We start from the raw sequence: 19,197 nt of genomic DNA, 5'->3' as shown, positions 1-19,197 counted from the left end.
GCGCCGCCGGTGATCCGCTTCCGGTGACCGGCCGAGTCGGTACCGCGCCGCCCGGCCAGCCCGGGGCGACGACCAGCGCCAGCCCGGGCGACCAGCGTCAGCCCCGGCGGCCCCGGGCGACCAGCGGTCAGCCCGGGGCGACCAGCGGTCAGCCGGTCGCCCTACGCGCCGTGGTCCGCGTACCCCGAGGGGCGGTTGCCCGTGCGGCGACCGGCGGCGACGGCGATTTGCGGGCGGTCACCTTGCGGGCCGGCGCCTTGGCGGCGGTGGTCTTCTTCGCCGGGGCCTTCTTCGCCGCCGCCTTACGGGCGGTCGTCGACGACGTGCCGGTCACCTTCGAGGCCGGGGCCTTCTTCGCCGCCGCCTTGCGGGCGCCGCCGGCCGGACGGGTCGCCGTCTTCTTCGCCGCCGTGGTCTTCTTGGCGGGAGCCTTCTTCGCGGCCGTCTTCGTCACCGCCGACGCCTTGGTCGCGACCTTGCGGGCCGGCGCCTTCGTCGCGGCCGTGGTCCTCTTGGCCGCCGAGGCCGTGGTCTTCTTCGCCGCGCTCGTCGTCTTCTTCGCCGCGCCGGTCGTCTTCTTCGCCGCGCCGGCCGTCTTGGTCGCGGTGGCGCTCTTGCGCGCCGTGGACGCCGGGCTCCGCTTCGCGGCGGTGGTCGTACCGCGGGCGGAGGCGGTCTTCGCGGGCGCCTTCCTGGCCGCCGTGGTCTTGGCCGCCGTGGTCTTGACCGCCGTGGTCCGGGCCGTGGTCGCGGTCTTCTTCGCGGGCGCCTTCTTGGCCGCCGTGGTCCGCTTGGCCGCCGCCGTGGTCTTCGTCGTCTTCGTCGCCGTGGCCTTCTTGGCGGGGGCCTTCTTCGCCGCCGTGGTCGTCTTCGTCGCCGGGGCACGCCCCGCGCCGCCGGCCGCCTTGCGGGCCGGCGCCTTCGCCGCGCCCGTGGTGGACTTGCGCACGGGGGTGGTCCGGCTCGCCGACGTGCCACGCTCCGCCGCGGCGGTCTTCTTCGCGGTGGTCTTGCGGGCGGCCGGGCGGGTGGTGGCCTGCTGTGTAACGGCCATCGTGGTTCCCTCCTTGGGGACGTGCTCTCGCGTGCGTCCTCGCGGAGCACGAACTACCGCGACGCGGGCCGTCCCGCGCCGTCTACCTGTCCTCCCCGGCCCAACGCGCGTCCTCGGCCTCCCACGCCTCGTTCCGCTCCTGCACTCGCTGCAGGGCGTTCTCCGCGTCGGCCGCCGAGTTGTACGGGCCGAGGACGTGCTTCGCCGGACACACGTCGGCGTCCGTCTCGACCCGGTGGTGTCGGGTGCACCAGTAGAACTGCCCACTACGTCCGCTGTCGCTCATGGGAAACACTGTGCACCGCGAACCGGTCGCCCGCCACCGGATCACGCAAGTCGCCTAACCCTCTCCACAGTAGAGACGCTTACCGCACCGCGGGCGAAAACGCCGAAAGAAGTGCAGGTGGGGGCATTGGAAAGCCGAACGGTTGATTCCCCGGTACGACGGTCCGGGGCAGGATTCGTGGCCGTGATCAACACGGTGACGGGCACGGGGGCGTGCCCGCGATGCGGCACGACCACCGCATCGCTGAGGGACGCGGCGCCGTGGTGCCCCGGCTGCGAGTGGAACCTGGACGCGTACGACCCCGGGCGGCGCGAGCGCGAGTTCGGCTGGACCTGGATCGACCGGTGGACCCACCGGTTGGCGTCGATGGCGCTGGCGGTACGTGTCCATGCCCGAGCGGGGCACGGCCCGGACCGTTGGCGCTCGGCGTTCGCCGAGGCCCGAGCGGCGAACACAGACCGGCTGCCGCTGCTGCGCCAACTGTCGGTCCGTGACGAGGCCTCGCTCTTCGCCGCGCACCCGCCGATCGGGCTGCGTCGCCAACTGCTCGCCGGACGCCCGTGGCAGGATCCGTCGGTGGTACTCACCCCCGCCCGGCTGGAGCGCATCGACGCCGAGCTGACCGCGGAGTACAAGCGCTTTCGTCGTACCGTCGAATGGTCGGGCTGAGCACGACGCGGACCGCGACGGGACGGCGGTGGCCGCCGACGCGCGGCCTATGATCGCCCGATGGCGGTACCGGACTACATCGTGCGGATGCGAAAGCACGTCGGCCACGACCTGCTGTGGCTGCCCAGCGTCAGCGCGGTCATCCGCAACGACGACGGTGAGCTGCTGCTCGGCCAACGCTCGGACGACGGGCGGTGGTCGGTGATCAGCGGCTTCGTCGAGCCGGGCGAGCAGCCGGCCACCGCGCTGGTCCGGGAGGTGCGGGAGGAGACCGGCCTGGACGTGACGCCGCTGCGCCTGACCAGTGCCGTCTCCCACCCGCACACCTACCCCAACGGCGACCGCTGCGAGTACCTCAACCTGGGCTTCGCCTGCACGGTGGTGTCCGGCACCGCGCGGGTCAACGACGACGAGTCGCTGGACGTGCGGTGGTTCCCGCTCGACCGGCTGCCCGAGTTGGACCGGCACGCGCTGCTGGTCATCGCCTACGCGTTGCGCGACAACCCGTCGGCCGGCTATCTACCGCCGGGCACCACCTGGGACGACGTACCCGACTGAGCCTCCGGCCGCGACGTCCTCAGACCGCGACCCGTTCGACGGGGATCCACAGCTCCGCGTCCGCCGTGGTTCCGTCCGCGGACACCCGCACCCGGGAGATCTCCGGTCCGGGCCGGCTGCGGTACGGGTTGGACGGGAACCACTGGGTGAACACGTCCCGCCACAGGAACTGCACCGCCTGCGGGAACGCGCCGGAGGTGGTGAACACCGCCCACGACCCGGCCGCCACCGGCAGCGCGTCCAGGTCGTCCGGTGGCGTGGCCCCGGTGACGGCCCCGTGCCAGTAGTCCAGCTCGCTGCCCTCGGCCCGGGTGTCGGCCAGGTTGTCGCTGACGTTGACGATCCCGGTCGGCTCCTGGTCGGAGAGCGCCTCGATCCGGGCGGTCGTCTCCTTGTCGATGCTCCTGATGAACGCGACGATCGACGGGTTCATCCCTTCGTGCACCAGCGGAACCCGGGCCTTGCGCCCCACCAGCGCGAACGCGTCCTTACTGACGATTCGGTACTCCATGCTGCCGCTCCCTTCCACGGTGAGTCGGAAGGACATCCGGGGCTGGGAACGCAACGCCGCCCCCGTACGCCGGGCTTCTCCGGGTCCCACGCCGTGCACGGCGTGGAACGCACGGGCGAACGCCTCGGCCGAGCCGTAGCCGTAGCGCACCGCGACGTCGAGCAGCGTCCGCTCCCCCGCCAGCACGTCCGCGCCGGCGACGGTGAGCCGGCGGCGGCGGACGTACTCCGACAGCGGCATGCCGGCCAGCGCGGAGAACAGCCGCCGGAAGTGGTACTCCGACGTGAGCGCTATCCGCGCCAGGTCCGCCACCTCGATCTGCTGGTCGAGGTGCCGCTCGATGTGCGCCATGGCCTCGTTGAGCCGATCCAGCACCTGGGCCTCCTTCCCTTACGAGCAGCAACGCTAGGCGGCAGGGCAGGAGGCCCACCCGACATCCGATGCCCGCGATGATCGGGTGTCTCAGCGGGGCGGTTGCTGCATGATCCAGGTGGGGACCGGCTCCGGCAGGGTGCGGAGCACCTCCCAGCCGGCGCGGAGGTACAGCTCGACGTTCGCCGGGTTGCTGGTCTCCAGGATCGCCGGCACGCCGTCGGCGGCCGCGCGGGCCAGTCCGGCCCGCATGACCGCGCGGCCCCAGCCGCGTCCGGCGCTGTCCGGGGTACCCCGGGACCTAACCGAACGTGAAGGCGTACGCCTCGGCGCCCGGCGCGTCGAACCTGATCTCCACGGTCCGCTCGCGGATCGCGCCGTCCTGCCGGATGAGCTGGTACAGACGCCCGTCCTGAAGGACGCCGTTGCCGTCGGCGTCGACGTCCACGCCGTGCGACGGCCCGGGCGGCCCGCCGTCGAGGAGCACCCGGTACGGGATCGGCCCCTGCCCGTCGGGCGACAGCACGAGGTGCGCGTCGCGGGCGTGGAAGCGGAAGGCGATGCTCCCGCCGGACTGTGCGAGCACCGCCTTCTCGGGGCCGATCGTCCACTCTCCGGCCAGGGCCCACTGGTTGAGACCCAGGCTCTCCGGGAGGTCGTAGGCGCGGCGTTCGTCGAGGACAGGTCCGTTCGGCGACGCGAAGTGCTCGCCGCGACCGAAGCCGAGGTACGTCTCGGGCGTGCGCACCTGGTCCCAGTCGGCCGCCGCCTCGACGCCGACCCCCTCGACGGGTACGAGGGCCCGCTCGATACCGAGCAGCCGCTGGATGACCCGTTCGGACTGCTCGTAGCGGCCCTCACCGAAGTGCTCGTCGCTGATCACGCCGTCGGGGTCGACGAAGTAGAGCGCCGGCCAGTACTGGTTGGCGAACGCGCCCCAGATCGCGTAGTCGCTGTCGACCGCGACCGGGTAGTCGATGTCGCGGGCCGCGACGGCGGCGCGTACCCAGTCGATCCGGCGCTCGAATCCGAACTCCGGCGTGTGCACCCCGACGACGAGCAGCCCGTCGTCCCGGTACGCCCGCGACCAGGCCCGCACGTACGGCTCCTGGCGCAGCCAGTTGATGCAGGTCAGCGTCCAGAAGTTCACGAGTACGACGCGTCCGCGCAGCTCGGCGGGGCCGAGCGGCGCGGAGTTGAGCCACTCGACCGCCCCGCCGAGCGGCGGCAGGTGCACCCGACCGAACGCGGCCATCTACCGCAGCGACCGGAAGGCGGTGCGCAACTCCTCGGAGAAGATCTTCGGCTGCTCCCAGGCCGCGAAGTGCCCACCCACGTCGAGCTTGTTGTAATAGATGAGGTTCGGGTACGCCTGCTCCGCCCAGCTCTGCGGGGCCTCGTACAGCTCGTCGGGGAAGACGCTCACGGCGACGGGGACGTTGACGCCCTTGGTGGCGAAGAACGAGAGCTTGTTCTCCGCGTAGAGGCGGGACGCGGAGACCGCGGTGTTCGTCAGCCAGTAGAGCGAGATGTTGTCCAGGATGTCGTCGCGGGTCAGGCCCGCCTGGGCGCCGTCGAAGACCTTCGCGATCAGGGCGAGGCTCTTCGCGTCGTGGTCGAGCAGGAACGACGCCAGACCCACCGGGGAGTCCGCCAGGGCGGTCAGCGTCTGCGGGCGCGTCGCCATCATCAGGGCGTACGCGACGTGCTTCCAGACGTAGTCCAGCTCGGTGGCCGCGCGCATCTCGTCGTCGGACAGGCCCGAGGGCAGCGACCCCATGGCGTTGTTCGCCCCGGTGGTGTCGCCCTGGAACAGCAGGTCGATCTCGGGCGGGACCGCGCCGGGCATGTTGGTGTGGATGCCGAGCAGCTCCGGCGGGGCCTGCACGCCCATCTGGTCCACGACGACCGCTCCCCAGTCGCCGCCCTGCGCGACGAACCGGTCGTACCCGAGGCGCGTCATCAGCTCGGTCCAGGCGGTGGCGATCTTCTGCGGGTTCCAGCCCGTCGCGGTGGGCTTGCCCGAGAAGCCGTGCCCGGGCAGGGACGGGATCACCAGGTGGAAGGCGTCCGACGCGCTCGCGCCGTGTGCCGTCGGGTCGGTCAGCGGCTCGATGATCTTCATCTGCTCGATCACCGACCCGGGCCACCCGTGGGTGACGATGAGCGGGAGCGCGTCCTCGTGCTTGGAGCGCACGTGGATGAAGTGGATGTCCACCCCGTCGATGGTGGTCATGAACTGCGGTACGGCATTCAGCCGTGACTCGACCTTGCGCCAGTCGTACTCGTTCTCCCAGTAACGCGCGACGGCCTGGATGGTCGCGAGTGGCACGCCCTGCGACTGGTCGTCGACGATCTCCTTTTCCGGCCACCGGGTGGCGGCGATCCGCCGTTTCAGGTCGTCGAGGTCCGCCTGGGGGATTTCCACCGTGAACGGCCGGATCTCCGTGGTGCCGGGCCGCGTCTTCGTCTTGACCGCCATGCCTTCTTCCTCTCTGTCACCAGTTCGCGCCTCGCGAGGGGAATCATGGGGTGAGGGCACTGCCCGGATGTGTGCGCCAATTCGAGAAAGGCACGCCGCCGCCCTATCTCGGAGCCTAGAACGCAGCACCTCGCGGTCGTGGCGATACGAGCAGTCACGCGGTCGGTGGAGATCCCGCTACCTGCCCGTCCAGGTCACGGTGGTCAGCCGGGCACCGAGCAGCCGCCGCGCCCGGGCAACCTGACGCGCGTTCGCGTTGACCAGCACCGCCTGCTCCGCAGCGGCGAGGATGGGCAGATCCGACAGCGAGTCGCTGTAGGCCACCCGCCAGGGCGGCGTCACCCCGTGGACGGCCAGTTGCACCATTTTCATCGGCCCGTAGTTGTGCACGATCAGCTTCGGGCCCCGGATGTGCGACGCCACCAGGTCGACCTCGGCGAGGCCGATCGCGTCGAGCAACGCGCGCGCCAGGGTGTGCTCGCACGCGGTCACCACGACGACGCGGTCCCCCGCCGCCAGGTGGGCACGAATCATCCGCAGACCCGGTCCGATGAGCCGACCTGGCTCGGCGCCGAGATCGGCGCCGAAACGCCGAAGCTCGGCCTGCAATCGATCCGCGTTCCGGCCCCACAGGCCGATCCGACTCATCCATCGCGCCGCCCGCACGCGGTAGGCGGGAACGGCGCTCATGGGCGCGAGGAGGACGAGCAGGCCGACGGCCAGCGGGAGCCGGGCACCCGTGAAGACGACGCGCCGCAGAAAGAGCCCGAACGCGTCCCCGCGCAGCAGCACGCCGTCGAGATCGAAGACGACGGTTGGGGTCGTTTCCTCGGGGTCCCGCCCCATCTCAGGTGGCGTTGGACGGTCGAGCTGGCCTGGTGCCGACGGCGGCGCTGGCGATCAGGAGCACGGCTGCCGGCAGGAACGCGGCGCCGATGCCCAGCCCGAGCAGCAGACCCCACCCGCCGATGACCAATGCGGCCGCCAGATCGACGACCCCGCCCAGCCGACCGAACCGCTGCGCGAGAACCGGCAGTAGCGCGGCGACGACCGGAACGCCGAGCAGGAAGCTGGCCGCGGGGCCGGAATCGTCCACGGTGAAGGGCGTCAGCGCGGCCGCCACCAGCACGGTGATCGCCAGGGCCGACCACCGCAGGACCCGCCGAGCGTCGACCGGCTTGCGGACCACGACCAGGACACCGACGAGCAGTACGCCCACGACCGCGCCGACCGTCACCAGATCAATCATCCGTACCTCCCTCGACAACACGGTACGGACCCGGAGCAACGCGGTCAGCCATGATCCACTCGCCTTCGGCGAAACCGGCCTATCCCCGGCCCCCGGACACCCCGATGTCTGCGAAGTCGAGTGGACTTACGGCCAGCCCACCACGGACTGCGCGCCCGCCGATCCGGCGTGTGACGGAATGCTTACGGGCTTTGCGCTGGCTGCGGATCATGCGGCAACATCAGGCGCCGTGACGGCACCAGGCACGGAACCCACAAGCGAGAGCCCGGCCAGTACGCCCCGGTCGAGTCGGCGGGTCCGACGCTGGATGGCCGGCGCCGGGGTCGCCGCCCTGGCCGCTGTCCTCGGCATCACCCTCGCCGTACGCGGCGGCGTCACCCCGGCCTGCGCCGCGCCGCCCAGCGGTAGCACCGTCCACAGAGGAACGGCCAGCTTCTACGACGCGGGCCGCTCGGGCGGCACCTGCTCCTTCCCGGGCCCGCCGGCCGACCGGCTCTACGTGGCTGTCGGCTCGTCGCGGTACGCCAACGCGGCCGCCTGCGGCAGCTACCTGGACGTCACCGGCCCCAGGGGCACGGTCCGGGTGCTGGTCATGGACCAGTGCGGCGGCTGCGGAAGCAGCAAGATCGATCTGTCCGACGAGGCGTTCGCCCGGATCGCCGACCGCTCGCAGGGCATCGCTTCCGTGAGGTACCGGGCGGTGGTGAACCCTCCGCTCAATGGCGGCCTCACCTTCCGGCTCAAGGGCGGCGCGTCGCAGTGGTGGTTCGCGGTCCAGGTCGGCAACCACGGCAACCCGCTGCGCTCGGTCGAGGCCAAGGGCCCGACCGGCGGTTTCCGCAAGACGGCCCGCCAGGTCGACAACTACTGGACGGTCGAGGACGGGATCGGTCCCGGCCCGTACACGATCAGGGTCACCGACGTGTACGGCCACCAGAGCACCGCCACGGGCATCCGCATGACGCCGAAGCAGGTCCAGCGCACCACGGCGTCCCTCGTCGCCGCCCCGCCCAGCGCCCCCCCGACGCCCGCGTCGCCCTCGCCCTCGCTTCCGCCCTCCACCTCGCCGACGCCAACGGCGGAGTCAGCCGTCCCGACGACGCCGGTCGAGGCCCTGGCGGGCGCAGCTCCACTGGCCGCCGCCCGCTGCTGACCCGCACCACGCTGGCGCGCTTGTCGTGCGTGCGGCCGGCAGCCGGCGAGCGGGTGCACCCGGCGAGCGCCTGCGTTCGTGCCTGCGTTTGCGGCGTGATCGACTCCAGATCGCCGAAGTGGCGGCATCCGAGCGGCGCGATGCCCCCACATCGCCGACCTGGAGTGGATCACGGCGGCCGGTGGCGCGTCAGGTGCTGATGGCACCCAGCACGGCGGCGGTGTTGCCACGGGCGGCACGCTCGCCCGCGGCCACCACCTCTTCCGGGGTGGCGCCACGGGCCATCGCCTTGGCCATGGCCTCCTGACGCCGCTGCTCGATCTGCTCGCTCCGCCTCTGCTTCAACCGACTCCAGAAAGACATGCGTCAGACCATCCCCGCGCACCAGCCGCGGCAAACCGATCAGAAGGCGTACCGTCCCGCAGGCGGACGGCCGCACCCAGGCCAGTCGAGCGCACGCCACGCGCCGGCCGAGCGCACGCCGGTCGAGCGCACGCCACGGGCCGACCGCCCGCCGCGCGCAGGTCGCCCGCACACCGCCCGCAACGCCACGCGCCGTCCGAGCGCACGCCGCCGCACGCCGCACGCGACGAGCGCACATCACGCCGGAAAGAGAGAAGAGACACCTGCTGCCGCCGGTTGACATGCGTTTCAGGCTGGTGACAGCGTTGTCATCGACTCATTTCCTCCATATGAGACGAGGAGCGCATCTTGCTCTATCGGAACTCACCCCGCCGCCGGGCGACAGCGGCCGCCGCGGCCGGCATTCTCGTCACGGGCCTGGCGCTCGCCCCCTCCGCGCCCGCCCAGGCCAAACCTCACGGTGCGCAGGACGACGCCGTACGTTCGGGCAACGCACGTTTCGAAGTGCTCTCCCCCACCCTGATCCGCACCGAGTACCAGAAGGACGGCCGGTTCACCGACGCCGCCACGTTCAACGCCATCGGGCGCGACGACTTCTCCCGTACCCGATTCACCAAGCGCGTCGAGCACGGCTGGCTCACCATCGACACCGGCGCGATGACGCTGCGCTACCAGGTCGGCTCCGGTGCGTTCACCGCCGACAACCTGAGCGTGCGGCTCACGACCGGCAAGCAGACCGTGCAGGGCCAGCCCTGGGCCGGCCACACCGCGCCGGCCTGCGCGTTCGGCGCGCTCTGCGAGGCCGAGTCGCTGCAACTCAACGGTCCCGGCGTGGCCACCGACCACCGGGGATACACCGGACGCGGCTTCGCGGCGGGCTTCTCCTCCTCCGGCGACTCGGTCACGTTCGCGCTCGACGCCCCGCAGGGCGGCGCCAAGCAGCTCGCCGTCCGCTACGCCAACAGCACCGGCGGCGACGGCCAGAACGTGGACCGCACCCTGACCGTTCAGGTCGACGGCGACGCCGGCCACCCGCTGACCCTGCCGCCCACCGCGAACTGGGACACCTGGGGCCTGGCCACCGTGCCGGTCGATCTCACCGCCGGCCGGCACGAGATCAGCGTCGTGCGAGGTCCCAACGACTCCGGCAACGTGAACATCGACAGCCTCGCGGTGGTCAACCCGGGTGACCCGTTCCCCGCGCCGGCCGCACCCCAGCCGCAGCCGCTGCCCTTCGGCACCCTGGGAGAGGCCGAGACCGGCGCGCTCACCGGCGGCGCGCGGCCCGCGAACGACCACAACGGCGCTTCGGGTACGGGTTTCCTGGCCGGCCTGGAGAACACCAGCGCCGCCGTGGCGCTCACCGTGACGGACGTACCCGCCGCCGGTGACTACCAGGTGCAGATCCGCTACGCCAACGGCCAGGCCGGCGCCCAGCCGAGCCAGGCGCGCACCATGTCGGTGACGGCGGGGACGGCGGCACCGGTCACCGCGGCCCTGCCACCGACCAGCGGATGGGACTACTGGAACACCGTGGCCGTCCCGGTCCACCTCGACCGTGGCACCAACACCGTGACGCTGGGCTGCCCCACCGACGCCAGCTGCAACGTCAACGTCGACACGGTCGCCGTCACGGGCAAGGACTCCCCGCTGCTCGCCCCGCACGCGCCGCTCGGCGGCTACCGCCGGGGCCTGGACGGCGTCACCGGCTCCGCGCTCACCGCCCCGGGCCTGCTCTACCAGGACGGCTGGTACCTGCTCGACGACTCGGCCTCGGCCCTGCGCACCACCAAGCCCCGGCCGGCCCCCGAGCAGGACGGCTACGTCTTCGCGTACGGGCAGGACTTCAACCGTGGCCTGGCGGACCTGTCGACGCTGACCGGCCCCACGAAGCTGCTGCCCCAGTGGGCGTACGGGGTGTGGTACTCCGAGTACTACGACCGCACCGCCACCGAATTCCAGGACATCGTGGCGCGGGCCAGGGCTGAGGGCGTACCCATGGATGTCCTTGTCCTTGACACCGACATCAAGGCGCCGGACAAGTGGAACGGCTGGAGCATCGACCCCACCCGCATCCCCGACCCGAAGGCGTTCTTCGACTGGGCGAAGAAGCAGGGCCTGCGCACCGGCATCAACATCCACCCGAGCATCCTCGGCTCGGACCCGAAGTTCGCCCAGGCGCAGGCCACCGCGAAGGGCAAGCTCCAGCGCGTCGGCTGCAACGGCGGCCCGGACTGCTACACGTTCGACTTCGGCGACCCGGACCAGCTCAAGGCGTATATGCAGCTCCACGACGGGATGCTGCCGAAGAACAGCAAGGGCCCGGACCTGTGGTGGCTGGACTGGTGCTGCGACAACACCACGTCATCCCTCGCCGGGGTGACCGCAGACGCGTGGATCAACCAGCAGTACGCCGACAAGACCGGCTTCGCCTTCTCCCGGGCGTACGGGTCGTTGCAGGCCGGCGGTTACAGCAGCCCCACCCCCGTGGCGACCGGACCGTGGGCCGACAAGCGCACCACGCTGCACTTCACCGGCGACACCACCAGCGACTGGTCGACCCTGAAGATGGAGGTCGGCTACACGCCGGGCGAGTCGGCCGCGACCGGGCTGGCCGCCGTCAGCCACGACATCGGCGGGCACACCGGCGGCCTGCGGGAGCCGGGCACCGAACCGGGCAGCACCAAGCTCCCCGACGACCTGTACGCCCGGTGGGTGCAGTTCGGTACGTTCCAGCCCATCGACCGGCTGCACTCCAACCACAGCGACCGGCTGCCCTGGCAGTACGGCCCGGCAGCCAACGCGTCGGCCAAGAAGTTCCTCAACCTGCGCAAGGAACTGCAGCCGTACACCTACGCCGCCGCCAAGGAGGCAACCCGCACGGGTACGCCGATCGTCCGCTCGATGTACCTGGCGTACCCGAACGAGCAGGCCGCGTACGCCACCGCCGGCTCGGAATACCTCTACGGCCCGGACTACCTGGTGGCACCGGTGACGACGCCGGGCGACACCGCCACCACGTCGGTCTGGTTCCCGCCGGGCAACACCTGGACGGACATCTTCACCGGCAAGACGTACCGGGGCGGCACCACGCAGAACGTCACCACCACCCTGGACACCATGCCGGTGTTCAAGAAGCACTGACGTTTCAGGAAGCAGGACGCCGGCCGGGTGGGGTAACCCACCCGGCCGGTTCGTCAACTGGCGTGGCCCAACGGCACTGCCCGGCCCTCATCCGCGGATCGCTCGCGCGGCGATCGTCAGTAGCGCGTTGAGGAGTCCCAGCGTGCGGTACAGCGCGTAGAAGATCCACACACCGAACAGGCAGACGGCGGTGATGAACAGCGCAGGACCCACAAGCGAGGAATCCCCGCCCGCCCAACCTCCCCCGATCCCGACGGTGGCCACGACGCCGAGCAGCACGACAGCGCGCCCCATGCCCTTCAACGCCTGCCAGAGAGCAATCGCGTACGCGGAGGCGGGCACAACTCTCGACGGCGCCGCGATGGGCGACGCCTCGGGTGCCCGCATCGCCAACTCCTGGAGTTGCCGCCCAGCGGCCCGGTCCCGTTCGTGCGGAGAGACACGCAGGACCGCCTCCAACGCGCGGAGGTCGTCCCGGCTGCGCAGCCGCCCGGTACGCGGATCGCTGAGCAGCAGGATGGCCCCCGGACGTCCCTTGTGTCCCCGCTCGGTGAGCAGCCACGCCTTGCCGTAGCCCTTCAGAAGGCCCGGTGGCAGGATGTCGACGATTCCGGAATGCAGGCTCGTCGGGTGGGTCGGGGTATCAATGCCGATCACGAGATTCGTCCCGTTGATCATCGCCGACCCGTCCACGAGGTTCCGGCAATCACCAAAGATCTGCCAGATTCCGAAGGTGGTCGCACCGATCGCGGCCAGGCCCGCGACCAGCATGATGACGCCGAGCAGCTCGTTGCGCTGCGCCCCCAGGCCGACGAACAGCAGCGTAGGGACCAGGACAAGCAGGTACCAGCCAGCGAACAGCAGGGCCTTCCGCCGATCCAGCCACCGTGTCAACCGGGCGTGGTCGGGCTCGTCGGGAAAACGGCGCAGCGGGATCGCGCCGGCTGGCCGAGTCAGCTGTCGGCAGAGGTTGTGGAAGCGGTCGCCGGCCAGCGCGGCCACGTCGCGCAGGAGCAGATCGTCCCCGTAGTCCACCTCGTCGAGCTGGAACAGTTCCACGGCAGCCTGGCCGCCCAACCCGGTCTCCTCGGTGAGCGGGACTCCCAGGTTCACCCCGTCCGCCGGCACCAGTAGCAGCCGCGGAGCCGCCGTGACGCGCCGCCGAGCCGTCACGGGGGCGTCGGCGAGCACGACCGCCGCGATCTCGTCCCACCGCAGGTACCGATTCAGCTTCGGTGTGCGCACCGACCAGCCTCGCGCGTCGACATCGACGCGGAACGGCATCACCGCGTGCCGCAGCATCGGACCAGCGATCGCCAAACCGAACAGCACAACCGCCCCGCAGAAGAGCAGGCCGATCCAGCCGATTTCTTCCGTCACCGCCTTGTACGCGGTCGAGGCTGCTCCCCCGAGCATCAACGACCCGAACAGGAAGGGATTCAGGCGGTCGATGTACGGGCGGCGCAGCTTCACCAGATCATCATCGGACGCGGAGTCAAAGCGACTGCCGCCCTGGCACAGGCCCTCAGGCTCGACCGGACCGTCGAGGCCGCCGGGCCAGCGACAACCACCCGAGGAACCGGGCGTGCATCGCCGGCAGGTTCGGGCGCAACCCGAGGCCGTACGCGTCGTCGATCGCGTCCTTCATCGACGCGGCCAGGTAGAACGCCAAGGCGATGGAGTGACCGTGGAACTCGGCCGCGAGCGCGAGTTGGGCCGGTCCGCACGGCCAGGGCGCGGCGCAGTTGCGGCACCGCCACGCCGGACGCATCGGCAGGTGCGGGCGGGGGCGGTTGGTCATCCGACCCGCACCTGCGCTCGCCGGTATCTGGCTGGCATCGTCTGCATCCGCACACCCGCACGCCGCACGTACAGCTCTCGTCGCGCCACGGCGTCGCCCGCCGCGTTGAGCTGGTAACCCTCGATCCAGACCCACCCGTCGTACGTGTGCCACTCGGGCAACTCGCGGATGACGCGTACGACGATCGGCCGCAGGAACTGCACGCTAGCGGCGGTGGTCAGGTGGATGACGTCGCCGGCCTTCATGGGCTGGTCTGACTCGACGGTGGGCACGGGTCCCCCTCGGTGGCGTGGAGAAGGGGCCGCTCCCGTGAGTGCTCGCCCGCCGGAAGCGGCCCCGCTACGAACGCGACCGCCGGTCTCGAGGTCCCTACCAGCCGCGCCGCCTGGTGACACTCTGCTGTGCAGGCCACTACGCTCGGAAGGTATCCGTGGGGTCCGGGCCGGAGCTGGCAGGACAGGTGCCCAGCGTGTAGCGCCCCGGGTAGTCGATCTCCGATCTGAGGAGCGTTGCATGGCTGACGTGCCGAGTCCGCTGGCGGACTTCATCGTGGGCGAGATCCGCCGGGCTCGCGGAGCGTCCGGGATGACGCAGGAGGCGTTCGGTCGGGCGGCGGGCTTCAGCGCCTCACACGTGAGCGCCGTGGAGAGCGGCACCCGAGCACTGACGATGGACTTCATCAAGGGCGCCGATCGGGCGTTGAGGAACGGCGGACTCTTCGAGCGCCTGGCCGCGAAGTTCGGCGCACCGTCGTGGTTCCTGCCCTGGCTCGACGCCGAGCGAGAGGCGACCCAGCTTCGCTATTTCGAGCCCAACCTGATCCCCGGCCTGCTGCAGGTGGAGCACTACGCCCGCACCGTCCTGCGCACAGACGAGAGCCTCACCGACGACGAGGTTGAGCAGCGGGTGCAGGCGCGCATGAGCCGACAGTCCATCCTGACCGGCGAGCGCCGGCCACAGTTCGTCGCCGTGCTGGACGAAGGCACGATCCGGCGTACCGGCGATGACCTGGGCGGCATCATGGCGCAGCAGATCGCCCACCTGGTCGCGATGGCCGAACTGCCGCACGTCCACGTCCACGTGATCCCGGCGGGCGCAGGCCTGCACATCGGGCTGTCCGGGCCGTTCGCGCTGGCCCGCTCCAAAGAGGGCGGGTGGGTAGGCCACCTCGAAAACCAGCTTGGCGGGGACGTCATCGACAAGGACGATGAGGTGGCTACGCTTCAGGCAAGGTGGGAGAGCGTCCGGAACGAGGCTCTACCGCGCCGGCAGTCCATCGATCTGCTGAAGGAAGTTGAGAGCCATCATGGACCTCAGTAACGCCCGGTGGCGCAAGTCCACCCGCAGCGGCGCGAGCGGCGGCAACTGCATCGAGGTGGCAAGCAATCTGCCCGGTCTCGTTGGTGTCCGGGACAGCAAGGACCCTGCCGGTCCAGCACTGACCTTCGGTCCGGCGGCTTGGCGGGCGTTCGTCGCTCAGGTCGCCGCACGGCCGTAACCGCGGCCAGATGCAGGTCGTGCGCTTTCGGCGAGTGCGGGCACTGCACCGGCAGCCGTTTCGAGATGCCGCGCGACTTTCAACAGGTTCAACGCCCGGTAGTAGGCCCGCGGGTCATCGCGCCACGTATCGGTTCGTGTCTGCTGCCGAAGGGCTTCGACAGTTGCGCTCAACACCTCTCGTTGAGCGGGTAGCAGTGAGCCGCCTGCGCCCAGGGACGCGGTGACGCAGGCGTCCACGTCCAACGTGGTCGGATCCGGCTCTGCCATCAGCGCAGGTGCCTCATGCCGACGCCAGTACCGCACGGCGTGCAGGGCAGCCTGTTCGGGAGCGCCGTACCAGCACCGAGGGAAGCCGTTCGGATTCGGATCGGTCGGGCGAGGGCTTCGCTGGCCACGGCGCTTGGCGAGCGTCCGTTCGACGGCGTAGTCGCGGAGATCGGCGTGCCAGCCCGCACGACTCGCCATGAGAGCGTCCAACGCACGCCGCAACGCGGCATCGTCACGGTGAAACGGTCCCGCGATCTCCTCGAGAAAACTCAGCGTGGCGTGGAAGCCGATCGGTCGGTACAACTGCACGCACGACCTCAACGCACCGACCCGGTGCCGGTACGGCAGTTCAGGGTTGCGCACGCGGCGGGCGTAGGTGCCGAAGCTCACCCCGGCACGCTACCGCCCTCACGTCGAATTCGCCGACACCACTACTTCAGACCACGTGCTCTTTTAGTTTCGTCGACTGCATTGTTGAACCTGTCCCGAAGTCGGGTTCCGAACTTTTCATCGCCGTCGTAGGAAAAATGGGCCGCCCCAGTCATTTGCATCGCAGCCAATTCCACAAAGGCGGATGTTCCGATCTTCGCCTTCTCCTGCAAGCCGACCCTACGGCCGAGGTCACCGCTGGCAGCAACGTCACCTTGCGACCGCGACGGCTCGATATCGTGCGACGCCGGCGGTCGGTGGTATCTGTCGTGAACGAGTTGTGGAGAGTGCAGGTTATAAAACGCTTCGATTTTCTGGAACGTTGGCCCACTCGTCGGGTAATCACGTACGTTGACGCGAAGGTACCACATCATGTTGAAAGCATGATCAGCATTTCGTGGAGGCGTTCCGGAAGCCATCTTCCCCACCACCCTGCCCAGATCATTCCTTTGATATTCCTGCAGATCTGGATCCCTCTTGACCGCGTCCTTCAACCCTTTCAGGGCTTTCCGATACTCACTCGATTTGATTTGCGGGGCCGAGAATCGGATAGCCACGCCCATCTCGACGGGACGATAGAACGTGCTGGAGTTCGAAACAAATTCAGAAGGCCCGTGGTACAGGTCGGCGTTTGTCATATATTCAAGGCCGACAGTTCCCGAGTTATTCATCAGCGCTGGCCCTCCCGGAGATGAATGATGCAGATGCCTGTCGGCACTCCAACGGATAAGCGGCGCTGTGGTTCACTGGTCGGGCGACCTTTTTACTGAAGCGTAGAGCTCACAGCCGTGATCAAGGCTCTGAGCTGGTGGGCGACGGACGAGTCGACCTGTACGCCGGATTTTGTGTCCGGCGCGTACCCCGAGGGGTTTCGCGCCGGCGGCGGCCATCCATCTCGGCCTGCCGTTGCCGGCAGGCTCTAGCGGCCTACCCGCAGACATCGGGCGGGCAGCCCTCAAGCGTCTGCGCCGGGTCGTCATCTTGCGGTGACGGCCCTTGCTTGGCCTTGCTCCGGGTGGGGTTTACCGAGCCACCCCGGTCACCCGGGGTGCTGGTGGGCTCTTACCCCACCGTTTCACCCTTACCGTCCCCGTTGGGGTCGGCGGTCTGTTTTCTGTGGCACTGTCCCGCGGGTCGCCCCGGGTTGCCGTTAACAACCACCCTGCCCTGTGGAGTCCGGACGTTCCTCGGCGGCGGGCCGCAGCCCGCCGACGCGACCGCCCGGTCGACTCGTCCGTCGCGCCCCCATCCTAACGACGTGGTGGGGACGCTCCTTCCCACCCCGGCTCGGCCGATGACGGGGGCGTGCCGGCGCGGCCGACGAGGGCGAGACGGCCGGGACGACGCAGGAACGACGCGCTACCGGTAGGAGATGCGCAACGGCGCTCAGGCCCCCAGGCGCGCCGTCCACGACACCACGTCGGCGACCGTCGAGTTGCCGCCGCACAGCACGAGGCCCAACCGGGCGTCGTCATCCACCCGCTCAAGTACCCGGCGGGCGGCCGGCAGCAGGCATCCCGCGGCCGGCTCGGCCCAGACCTTCGCGTGCTCGGCCAACTCCACCGTCCCCCGCACCGCCTCGGCGTCGGAGACCACGAGCACGTCGCTCACCAGGGCGCTCACGTGGTCGTAGGTGAGCTGCGAGACGGTCGGCGCGCTGAGCGTGGTGACGATCGACGACAGCGGCACCTCGACCGGCCCACCCTTGGCCAGGGCCAGCGACATCGCCTGCGCGCCCTCGGTCTCGACGCCCCAGACCCGTACCCCCGGCCGGCGTGCCCGTAGCGCAGCGGCCACCCCGGAGATCAGCGCGCCACCGCCGACGCTGACCAGCACGTCGGTCAACTCGCCGGCGTCGTCGGCGAACTCCAGTCCCACCGTGCCCTGCCCGGCGAGCACCACTGGGTCGTCGAACGGGTGCAGCAGGGTCAGTCCGTCCTCGCGCAGCCGGGACATGAGCGCGAACGCGGCGGACATCCCGTCGGTCAGGTGGACGTCGGCACCGGCCGCGCGGGCCACCTCGACGGCACGCGCCGGCGCCGTCCGGGGCATCACGACGGTCGCCGCCACACCCAGGGCGCCGGCCATCACGGCGACCGCGATGCCGTGGTTGCCGCCGCTGACCGCCAGCACACCCGCCGCCCGCTCGGCGTCGTCCAGGACGAGCAGCTTCGCCGCCGCGCCGCGCGCCTTGAACGACCCGGTACGTTGCAGCAGCTCCAGCTTGGCGGTGACGGGCACGCCGAGCAGCTCGGACAGGCCGGGGCTGGGAACGGTGGGTGTGTGAACCACATGGCCGGCGATCCGGCCGGCGGCCGCCTCGATGTCCGCGAGTTCGATCATCGCTGAAGCGTGCCACAGCGGCGGCACGCTACCCCGGTCACCCCGGGTACGCGCCGGGGCTGACCTGCGGAACGGGGTTTGGCGTCGGCGAGCGGGCGATTAGCCGGCCGATCGTGCGGGGGTTCCGTCGGCCGGGCTAGCCTCGTGGGGCTATGGATCTCTCCCACGCCGCGCTGCTGCTCGCCGCCGGTCTCGCCGCGGGCACTGTCAACGCGGTGGCCGGTGGTGGTTCCTTGATCACATTTCCGGCAATGATCGCGGTCGGGTTGCCGCCGGTGCCCGCGAACGTCAGCAACTCCGTCGCCGTCTTCCCCGGGTACGTCGCCAGTGTGGCGGGCAGTCGCCAGGACCTGCCGCGCCCCCGCGCACTCGCCACGTTGGTACCCACCACGATCGTCGGCACGATCGTCGGGGCGCTGCTGTTGCTGGCGACCCCGGCCCGCGCGTTCGAGCTGGTCGTACCCTTTCTGGTTCTCGGCGCGACCGCGGTCCTGGCCTTCCAGGACCCGCTGCGCCGACTGGTCGGTCACCCGCGGGATCTGTCGCCACGCCGGCGGACGGTCGCGGTCCAGACGATGGTCGCGCTCGGTGCGGTGTACGGCGGGTACTTCGGTGCGGCCCTCGGGGTGATGCTGGTCGCCGGCCTGGCGCTGGTGCTCGACGCGACCCTGGCGCGGGTGAGCGCGATCAAGAATCTGCTCTCGGCCGTGGTGGGGTTGACCACGCTCGTGATCTTCGCCCTGTTCGGCCCGCTGAACTGGGCGGTGGTCGCGGTGGTCGCGCCCGCCACCCTCCTTGGGGGGTACGCGGGCGCCCGGCTGGTCCGCCGGCTGCCGGCGGTGGTGCTCAAGACGCTGATCGTGGTGTTCGGTACGACGATCGGCTTCTACCTGCTCTACCGCGCCCTACGCTGACGCGCCACGCCCGCCCGGCGTCGCCGCCAAGATCCGCGCAACATCCGGGATGTTGCTGCCTCAGCAAACCCGGAGGCAGCAACATCCCCGAAAGTGCGCGGA

At 70.4% G+C, this 19,197-nt stretch carries 21 protein-coding genes, 1 other RNA gene and 1 pseudogene; 7 read left to right on the top strand and 16 right to left on the bottom strand.

All coding sequences use genetic code 11. The annotated features are described in order from the left end of the window. Window positions 1-148: 148 nt before the first annotated feature. Together ABZ272_RS20165 and ABZ272_RS20160 are read right to left on the bottom strand one after the other, a co-directional pair. Window positions 149-1,054, bottom strand: coding sequence for a histone (locus ABZ272_RS20165; RefSeq protein WP_355051469.1), 906 nt, complete (start codon window positions 1,052-1,054; stop codon window positions 149-151). A gap of 82 nt (window positions 1,055-1,136) precedes the next feature. Then, window positions 1,137-1,340: a hypothetical protein gene (locus ABZ272_RS20160; protein ID WP_355051468.1), complete on the bottom strand. Its 204-nt coding sequence runs from the start codon at window positions 1,338-1,340 to the stop codon at window positions 1,137-1,139. Window positions 1,341-1,523: 183 nt separating this feature from the next. Here ABZ272_RS20160 and ABZ272_RS20155 point away from each other — a divergent pair, with 183 nt between their 5' ends. Then, a complete protein-coding gene (locus ABZ272_RS20155) occupies window positions 1,524-2,009 on the top strand; it encodes a hypothetical protein (protein ID WP_355051467.1) in 486 nt (161 codons plus the stop codon). A gap of 60 nt (window positions 2,010-2,069) precedes the next feature. Continuing rightward, complete coding sequence (locus tag ABZ272_RS20150) at window positions 2,070-2,567, top strand: NUDIX domain-containing protein (protein WP_355051466.1); 498 nt, start codon at window positions 2,070-2,072, stop codon at window positions 2,565-2,567. 19 nt (window positions 2,568-2,586) lie between these two features. Here the strand turns inward: ABZ272_RS20150 and ABZ272_RS20145 are convergent, their stop codons facing one another. The 6 genes and pseudogenes from ABZ272_RS20145 to ABZ272_RS20120 form a co-directional block, all read right to left on the bottom strand. Next, window positions 2,587-3,453 (bottom strand): helix-turn-helix domain-containing protein, encoded by an 867-nt coding sequence (locus tag ABZ272_RS20145; protein WP_355051465.1) that lies wholly within the window; start codon window positions 3,451-3,453, stop codon window positions 2,587-2,589. 87 nt (window positions 3,454-3,540) lie between these two features. After that, window positions 3,541-3,744: pseudogene (locus tag ABZ272_RS20140) on the bottom strand (N-acetyltransferase); the annotation flags it as partial. A 7-nt stretch (window positions 3,745-3,751) separates the two neighbouring features. Then, window positions 3,752-4,705, bottom strand: coding sequence for a thioredoxin (locus ABZ272_RS20135; protein ID WP_355051464.1), 954 nt, complete (start codon window positions 4,703-4,705; stop codon window positions 3,752-3,754). Next, window positions 4,706-5,932 (bottom strand): epoxide hydrolase family protein, encoded by a 1,227-nt coding sequence (locus ABZ272_RS20130; protein ID WP_355051463.1) that lies wholly within the window; start codon window positions 5,930-5,932, stop codon window positions 4,706-4,708. It abuts the gene before it with no gap. 177 nt (window positions 5,933-6,109) lie between these two features. After that, on the bottom strand, window positions 6,110-6,778 hold the full coding sequence (locus ABZ272_RS20125) for a haloacid dehalogenase-like hydrolase (protein WP_355051462.1): 669 nt from the start codon (window positions 6,776-6,778) through the stop codon (window positions 6,110-6,112). 1 nt (window position 6,779) lies between these two features. After that, a complete protein-coding gene (locus tag ABZ272_RS20120; protein WP_355051461.1) occupies window positions 6,780-7,181 on the bottom strand; it encodes a hypothetical protein in 402 nt (133 codons plus the stop codon). 229 nt (window positions 7,182-7,410) lie between these two features. On the opposite strand from ABZ272_RS20120, the gene ABZ272_RS20115 reads away from it, so the two are divergent. Continuing rightward, window positions 7,411-8,334, top strand: coding sequence for an expansin EXLX1 family cellulose-binding protein (locus ABZ272_RS20115; RefSeq protein WP_355051460.1), 924 nt, complete (start codon window positions 7,411-7,413; stop codon window positions 8,332-8,334). 189 nt (window positions 8,335-8,523) lie between these two features. Here ABZ272_RS20115 and ABZ272_RS20110 read toward each other — a convergent pair whose 3' ends face one another. Beyond that, on the bottom strand, window positions 8,524-8,697 hold the full coding sequence (locus tag ABZ272_RS20110) for a hypothetical protein (protein ID WP_355051459.1): 174 nt from the start codon (window positions 8,695-8,697) through the stop codon (window positions 8,524-8,526). Between the two features lie 348 nt (window positions 8,698-9,045). Here ABZ272_RS20110 and ABZ272_RS20105 point away from each other — a divergent pair, with 348 nt between their 5' ends. Continuing rightward, a complete protein-coding gene (locus ABZ272_RS20105; protein WP_355051458.1) occupies window positions 9,046-11,841 on the top strand; it encodes a TIM-barrel domain-containing protein in 2,796 nt (931 codons plus the stop codon). A gap of 87 nt (window positions 11,842-11,928) precedes the next feature. Here the strand turns inward: ABZ272_RS20105 and ABZ272_RS20100 are convergent, their stop codons facing one another. Genes ABZ272_RS20100 through ABZ272_RS20090 form a run of 3 tightly spaced genes read right to left on the bottom strand, consistent with a single transcriptional unit; the run spans window position 11,929 to window position 13,887 of the window. Next, window positions 11,929-13,314 carry a hypothetical protein gene (locus ABZ272_RS20100; RefSeq protein ID WP_355051457.1) on the bottom strand — a complete coding sequence of 462 codons (1,386 nt, stop codon included), beginning with the start codon at window positions 13,312-13,314 and terminating at the stop codon, window positions 11,929-11,931. A 52-nt stretch (window positions 13,315-13,366) separates the two neighbouring features. Further along, a complete protein-coding gene (locus tag ABZ272_RS20095; RefSeq protein WP_355051456.1) occupies window positions 13,367-13,642 on the bottom strand; it encodes a hypothetical protein in 276 nt (91 codons plus the stop codon). Then, on the bottom strand, window positions 13,639-13,887 hold the full coding sequence (locus tag ABZ272_RS20090; protein ID WP_355051500.1) for a hypothetical protein: 249 nt from the start codon (window positions 13,885-13,887) through the stop codon (window positions 13,639-13,641). The genes ABZ272_RS20095 and ABZ272_RS20090 overlap by 4 nt, the downstream gene beginning before the upstream one ends. Before the next feature lie 268 nt (window positions 13,888-14,155). Here ABZ272_RS20090 and ABZ272_RS20085 point away from each other — a divergent pair, with 268 nt between their 5' ends. After that, window positions 14,156-14,962 (top strand): helix-turn-helix transcriptional regulator, encoded by an 807-nt coding sequence (locus ABZ272_RS20085; RefSeq protein WP_355051455.1) that lies wholly within the window; start codon window positions 14,156-14,158, stop codon window positions 14,960-14,962. Then, window positions 14,949-15,140 (top strand): DUF397 domain-containing protein, encoded by a 192-nt coding sequence (locus ABZ272_RS20080; RefSeq protein WP_355051454.1) that lies wholly within the window; start codon window positions 14,949-14,951, stop codon window positions 15,138-15,140. The genes ABZ272_RS20085 and ABZ272_RS20080 overlap by 14 nt, the downstream gene beginning before the upstream one ends. On the opposite strand, the gene ABZ272_RS20075 is transcribed toward ABZ272_RS20080, so the two are convergent. From ABZ272_RS20075 to ABZ272_RS20060, 4 genes are all read right to left on the bottom strand, one after another. Beyond that, on the bottom strand, window positions 15,119-15,799 hold the full coding sequence (locus ABZ272_RS20075; protein ID WP_355051453.1) for a hypothetical protein: 681 nt from the start codon (window positions 15,797-15,799) through the stop codon (window positions 15,119-15,121). The two genes, ABZ272_RS20080 and ABZ272_RS20075, sit on opposite strands and share 22 nt — an antisense overlap. A gap of 41 nt (window positions 15,800-15,840) precedes the next feature. Next, complete coding sequence (locus tag ABZ272_RS20070) at window positions 15,841-16,476, bottom strand: hypothetical protein (RefSeq protein WP_355051452.1); 636 nt, start codon at window positions 16,474-16,476, stop codon at window positions 15,841-15,843. A gap of 178 nt (window positions 16,477-16,654) precedes the next feature. Next, an RNA gene (gene rnpB / locus ABZ272_RS20065) (RNase P RNA component class A) lies at window positions 16,655-17,071 on the bottom strand. Between the two features lie 153 nt (window positions 17,072-17,224). Then, window positions 17,225-18,181 (bottom strand): threonine/serine dehydratase, encoded by a 957-nt coding sequence (locus ABZ272_RS20060; protein WP_355051451.1) that lies wholly within the window; start codon window positions 18,179-18,181, stop codon window positions 17,225-17,227. A gap of 152 nt (window positions 18,182-18,333) precedes the next feature. Here ABZ272_RS20060 and ABZ272_RS20055 point away from each other — a divergent pair, with 152 nt between their 5' ends. Next, a complete protein-coding gene (locus tag ABZ272_RS20055; RefSeq protein WP_355051450.1) occupies window positions 18,334-19,095 on the top strand; it encodes a sulfite exporter TauE/SafE family protein in 762 nt (253 codons plus the stop codon). The last annotated feature ends 102 nt before the right edge of the window (window positions 19,096-19,197 follow it).

Source organism: Micromonospora sp. NPDC005979 (assembly GCF_040614415.1).
Classification (GTDB): domain Bacteria; phylum Actinomycetota; class Actinomycetes; order Mycobacteriales; family Micromonosporaceae; genus Micromonospora.
Note: the sequence above shows the minus strand (reverse complement) of the source record. Positions and strands in the feature narration are given on the sequence as shown.

Bases quoted from the DNA above. Each gene is read 5' to 3' on its own strand.
- ABZ272_RS20165 (WP_355051469.1), bottom strand. From the start codon at position 1,054: ATGGCCGTTACACAGCAGGCCACCACCCGCCCGGCCGCCCGCAAGACC.
- ABZ272_RS20160 (WP_355051468.1), bottom strand. From the start codon at position 1,340: ATGAGCGACAGCGGACGTAGTGGGCAGTTCTACTGGTGCACCCGACAC.
- ABZ272_RS20150 (WP_355051466.1), top strand. From the start codon at position 2,070: ATGGCGGTACCGGACTACATCGTGCGGATGCGAAAGCACGTCGGCCAC.
- ABZ272_RS20135 (WP_355051464.1), bottom strand. From the start codon at position 4,705: ATGGCCGCGTTCGGTCGGGTGCACCTGCCGCCGCTCGGCGGGGCGGTC.
- ABZ272_RS20130 (WP_355051463.1), bottom strand. From the start codon at position 5,932: ATGGCGGTCAAGACGAAGACGCGGCCCGGCACCACGGAGATCCGGCCG.
- ABZ272_RS20125 (WP_355051462.1), bottom strand. From the start codon at position 6,778: ATGGGGCGGGACCCCGAGGAAACGACCCCAACCGTCGTCTTCGATCTC.
- ABZ272_RS20120 (WP_355051461.1), bottom strand. From the start codon at position 7,181: ATGATTGATCTGGTGACGGTCGGCGCGGTCGTGGGCGTACTGCTCGTC.
- ABZ272_RS20110 (WP_355051459.1), bottom strand. From the start codon at position 8,697: ATGTCTTTCTGGAGTCGGTTGAAGCAGAGGCGGAGCGAGCAGATCGAG.
- ABZ272_RS20095 (WP_355051456.1), bottom strand. From the start codon at position 13,642: ATGACCAACCGCCCCCGCCCGCACCTGCCGATGCGTCCGGCGTGGCGG.
- ABZ272_RS20090 (WP_355051500.1), bottom strand. From the start codon at position 13,887: ATGAAGGCCGGCGACGTCATCCACCTGACCACCGCCGCTAGCGTGCAG.
- ABZ272_RS20085 (WP_355051455.1), top strand. From the start codon at position 14,156: ATGGCTGACGTGCCGAGTCCGCTGGCGGACTTCATCGTGGGCGAGATC.
- ABZ272_RS20080 (WP_355051454.1), top strand. From the start codon at position 14,949: ATGGACCTCAGTAACGCCCGGTGGCGCAAGTCCACCCGCAGCGGCGCG.
- ABZ272_RS20070 (WP_355051452.1), bottom strand. From the start codon at position 16,476: ATGACAAACGCCGACCTGTACCACGGGCCTTCTGAATTTGTTTCGAAC.
- ABZ272_RS20060 (WP_355051451.1), bottom strand. From the start codon at position 18,181: ATGATCGAACTCGCGGACATCGAGGCGGCCGCCGGCCGGATCGCCGGC.
- ABZ272_RS20055 (WP_355051450.1), top strand. From the start codon at position 18,334: ATGGATCTCTCCCACGCCGCGCTGCTGCTCGCCGCCGGTCTCGCCGCG.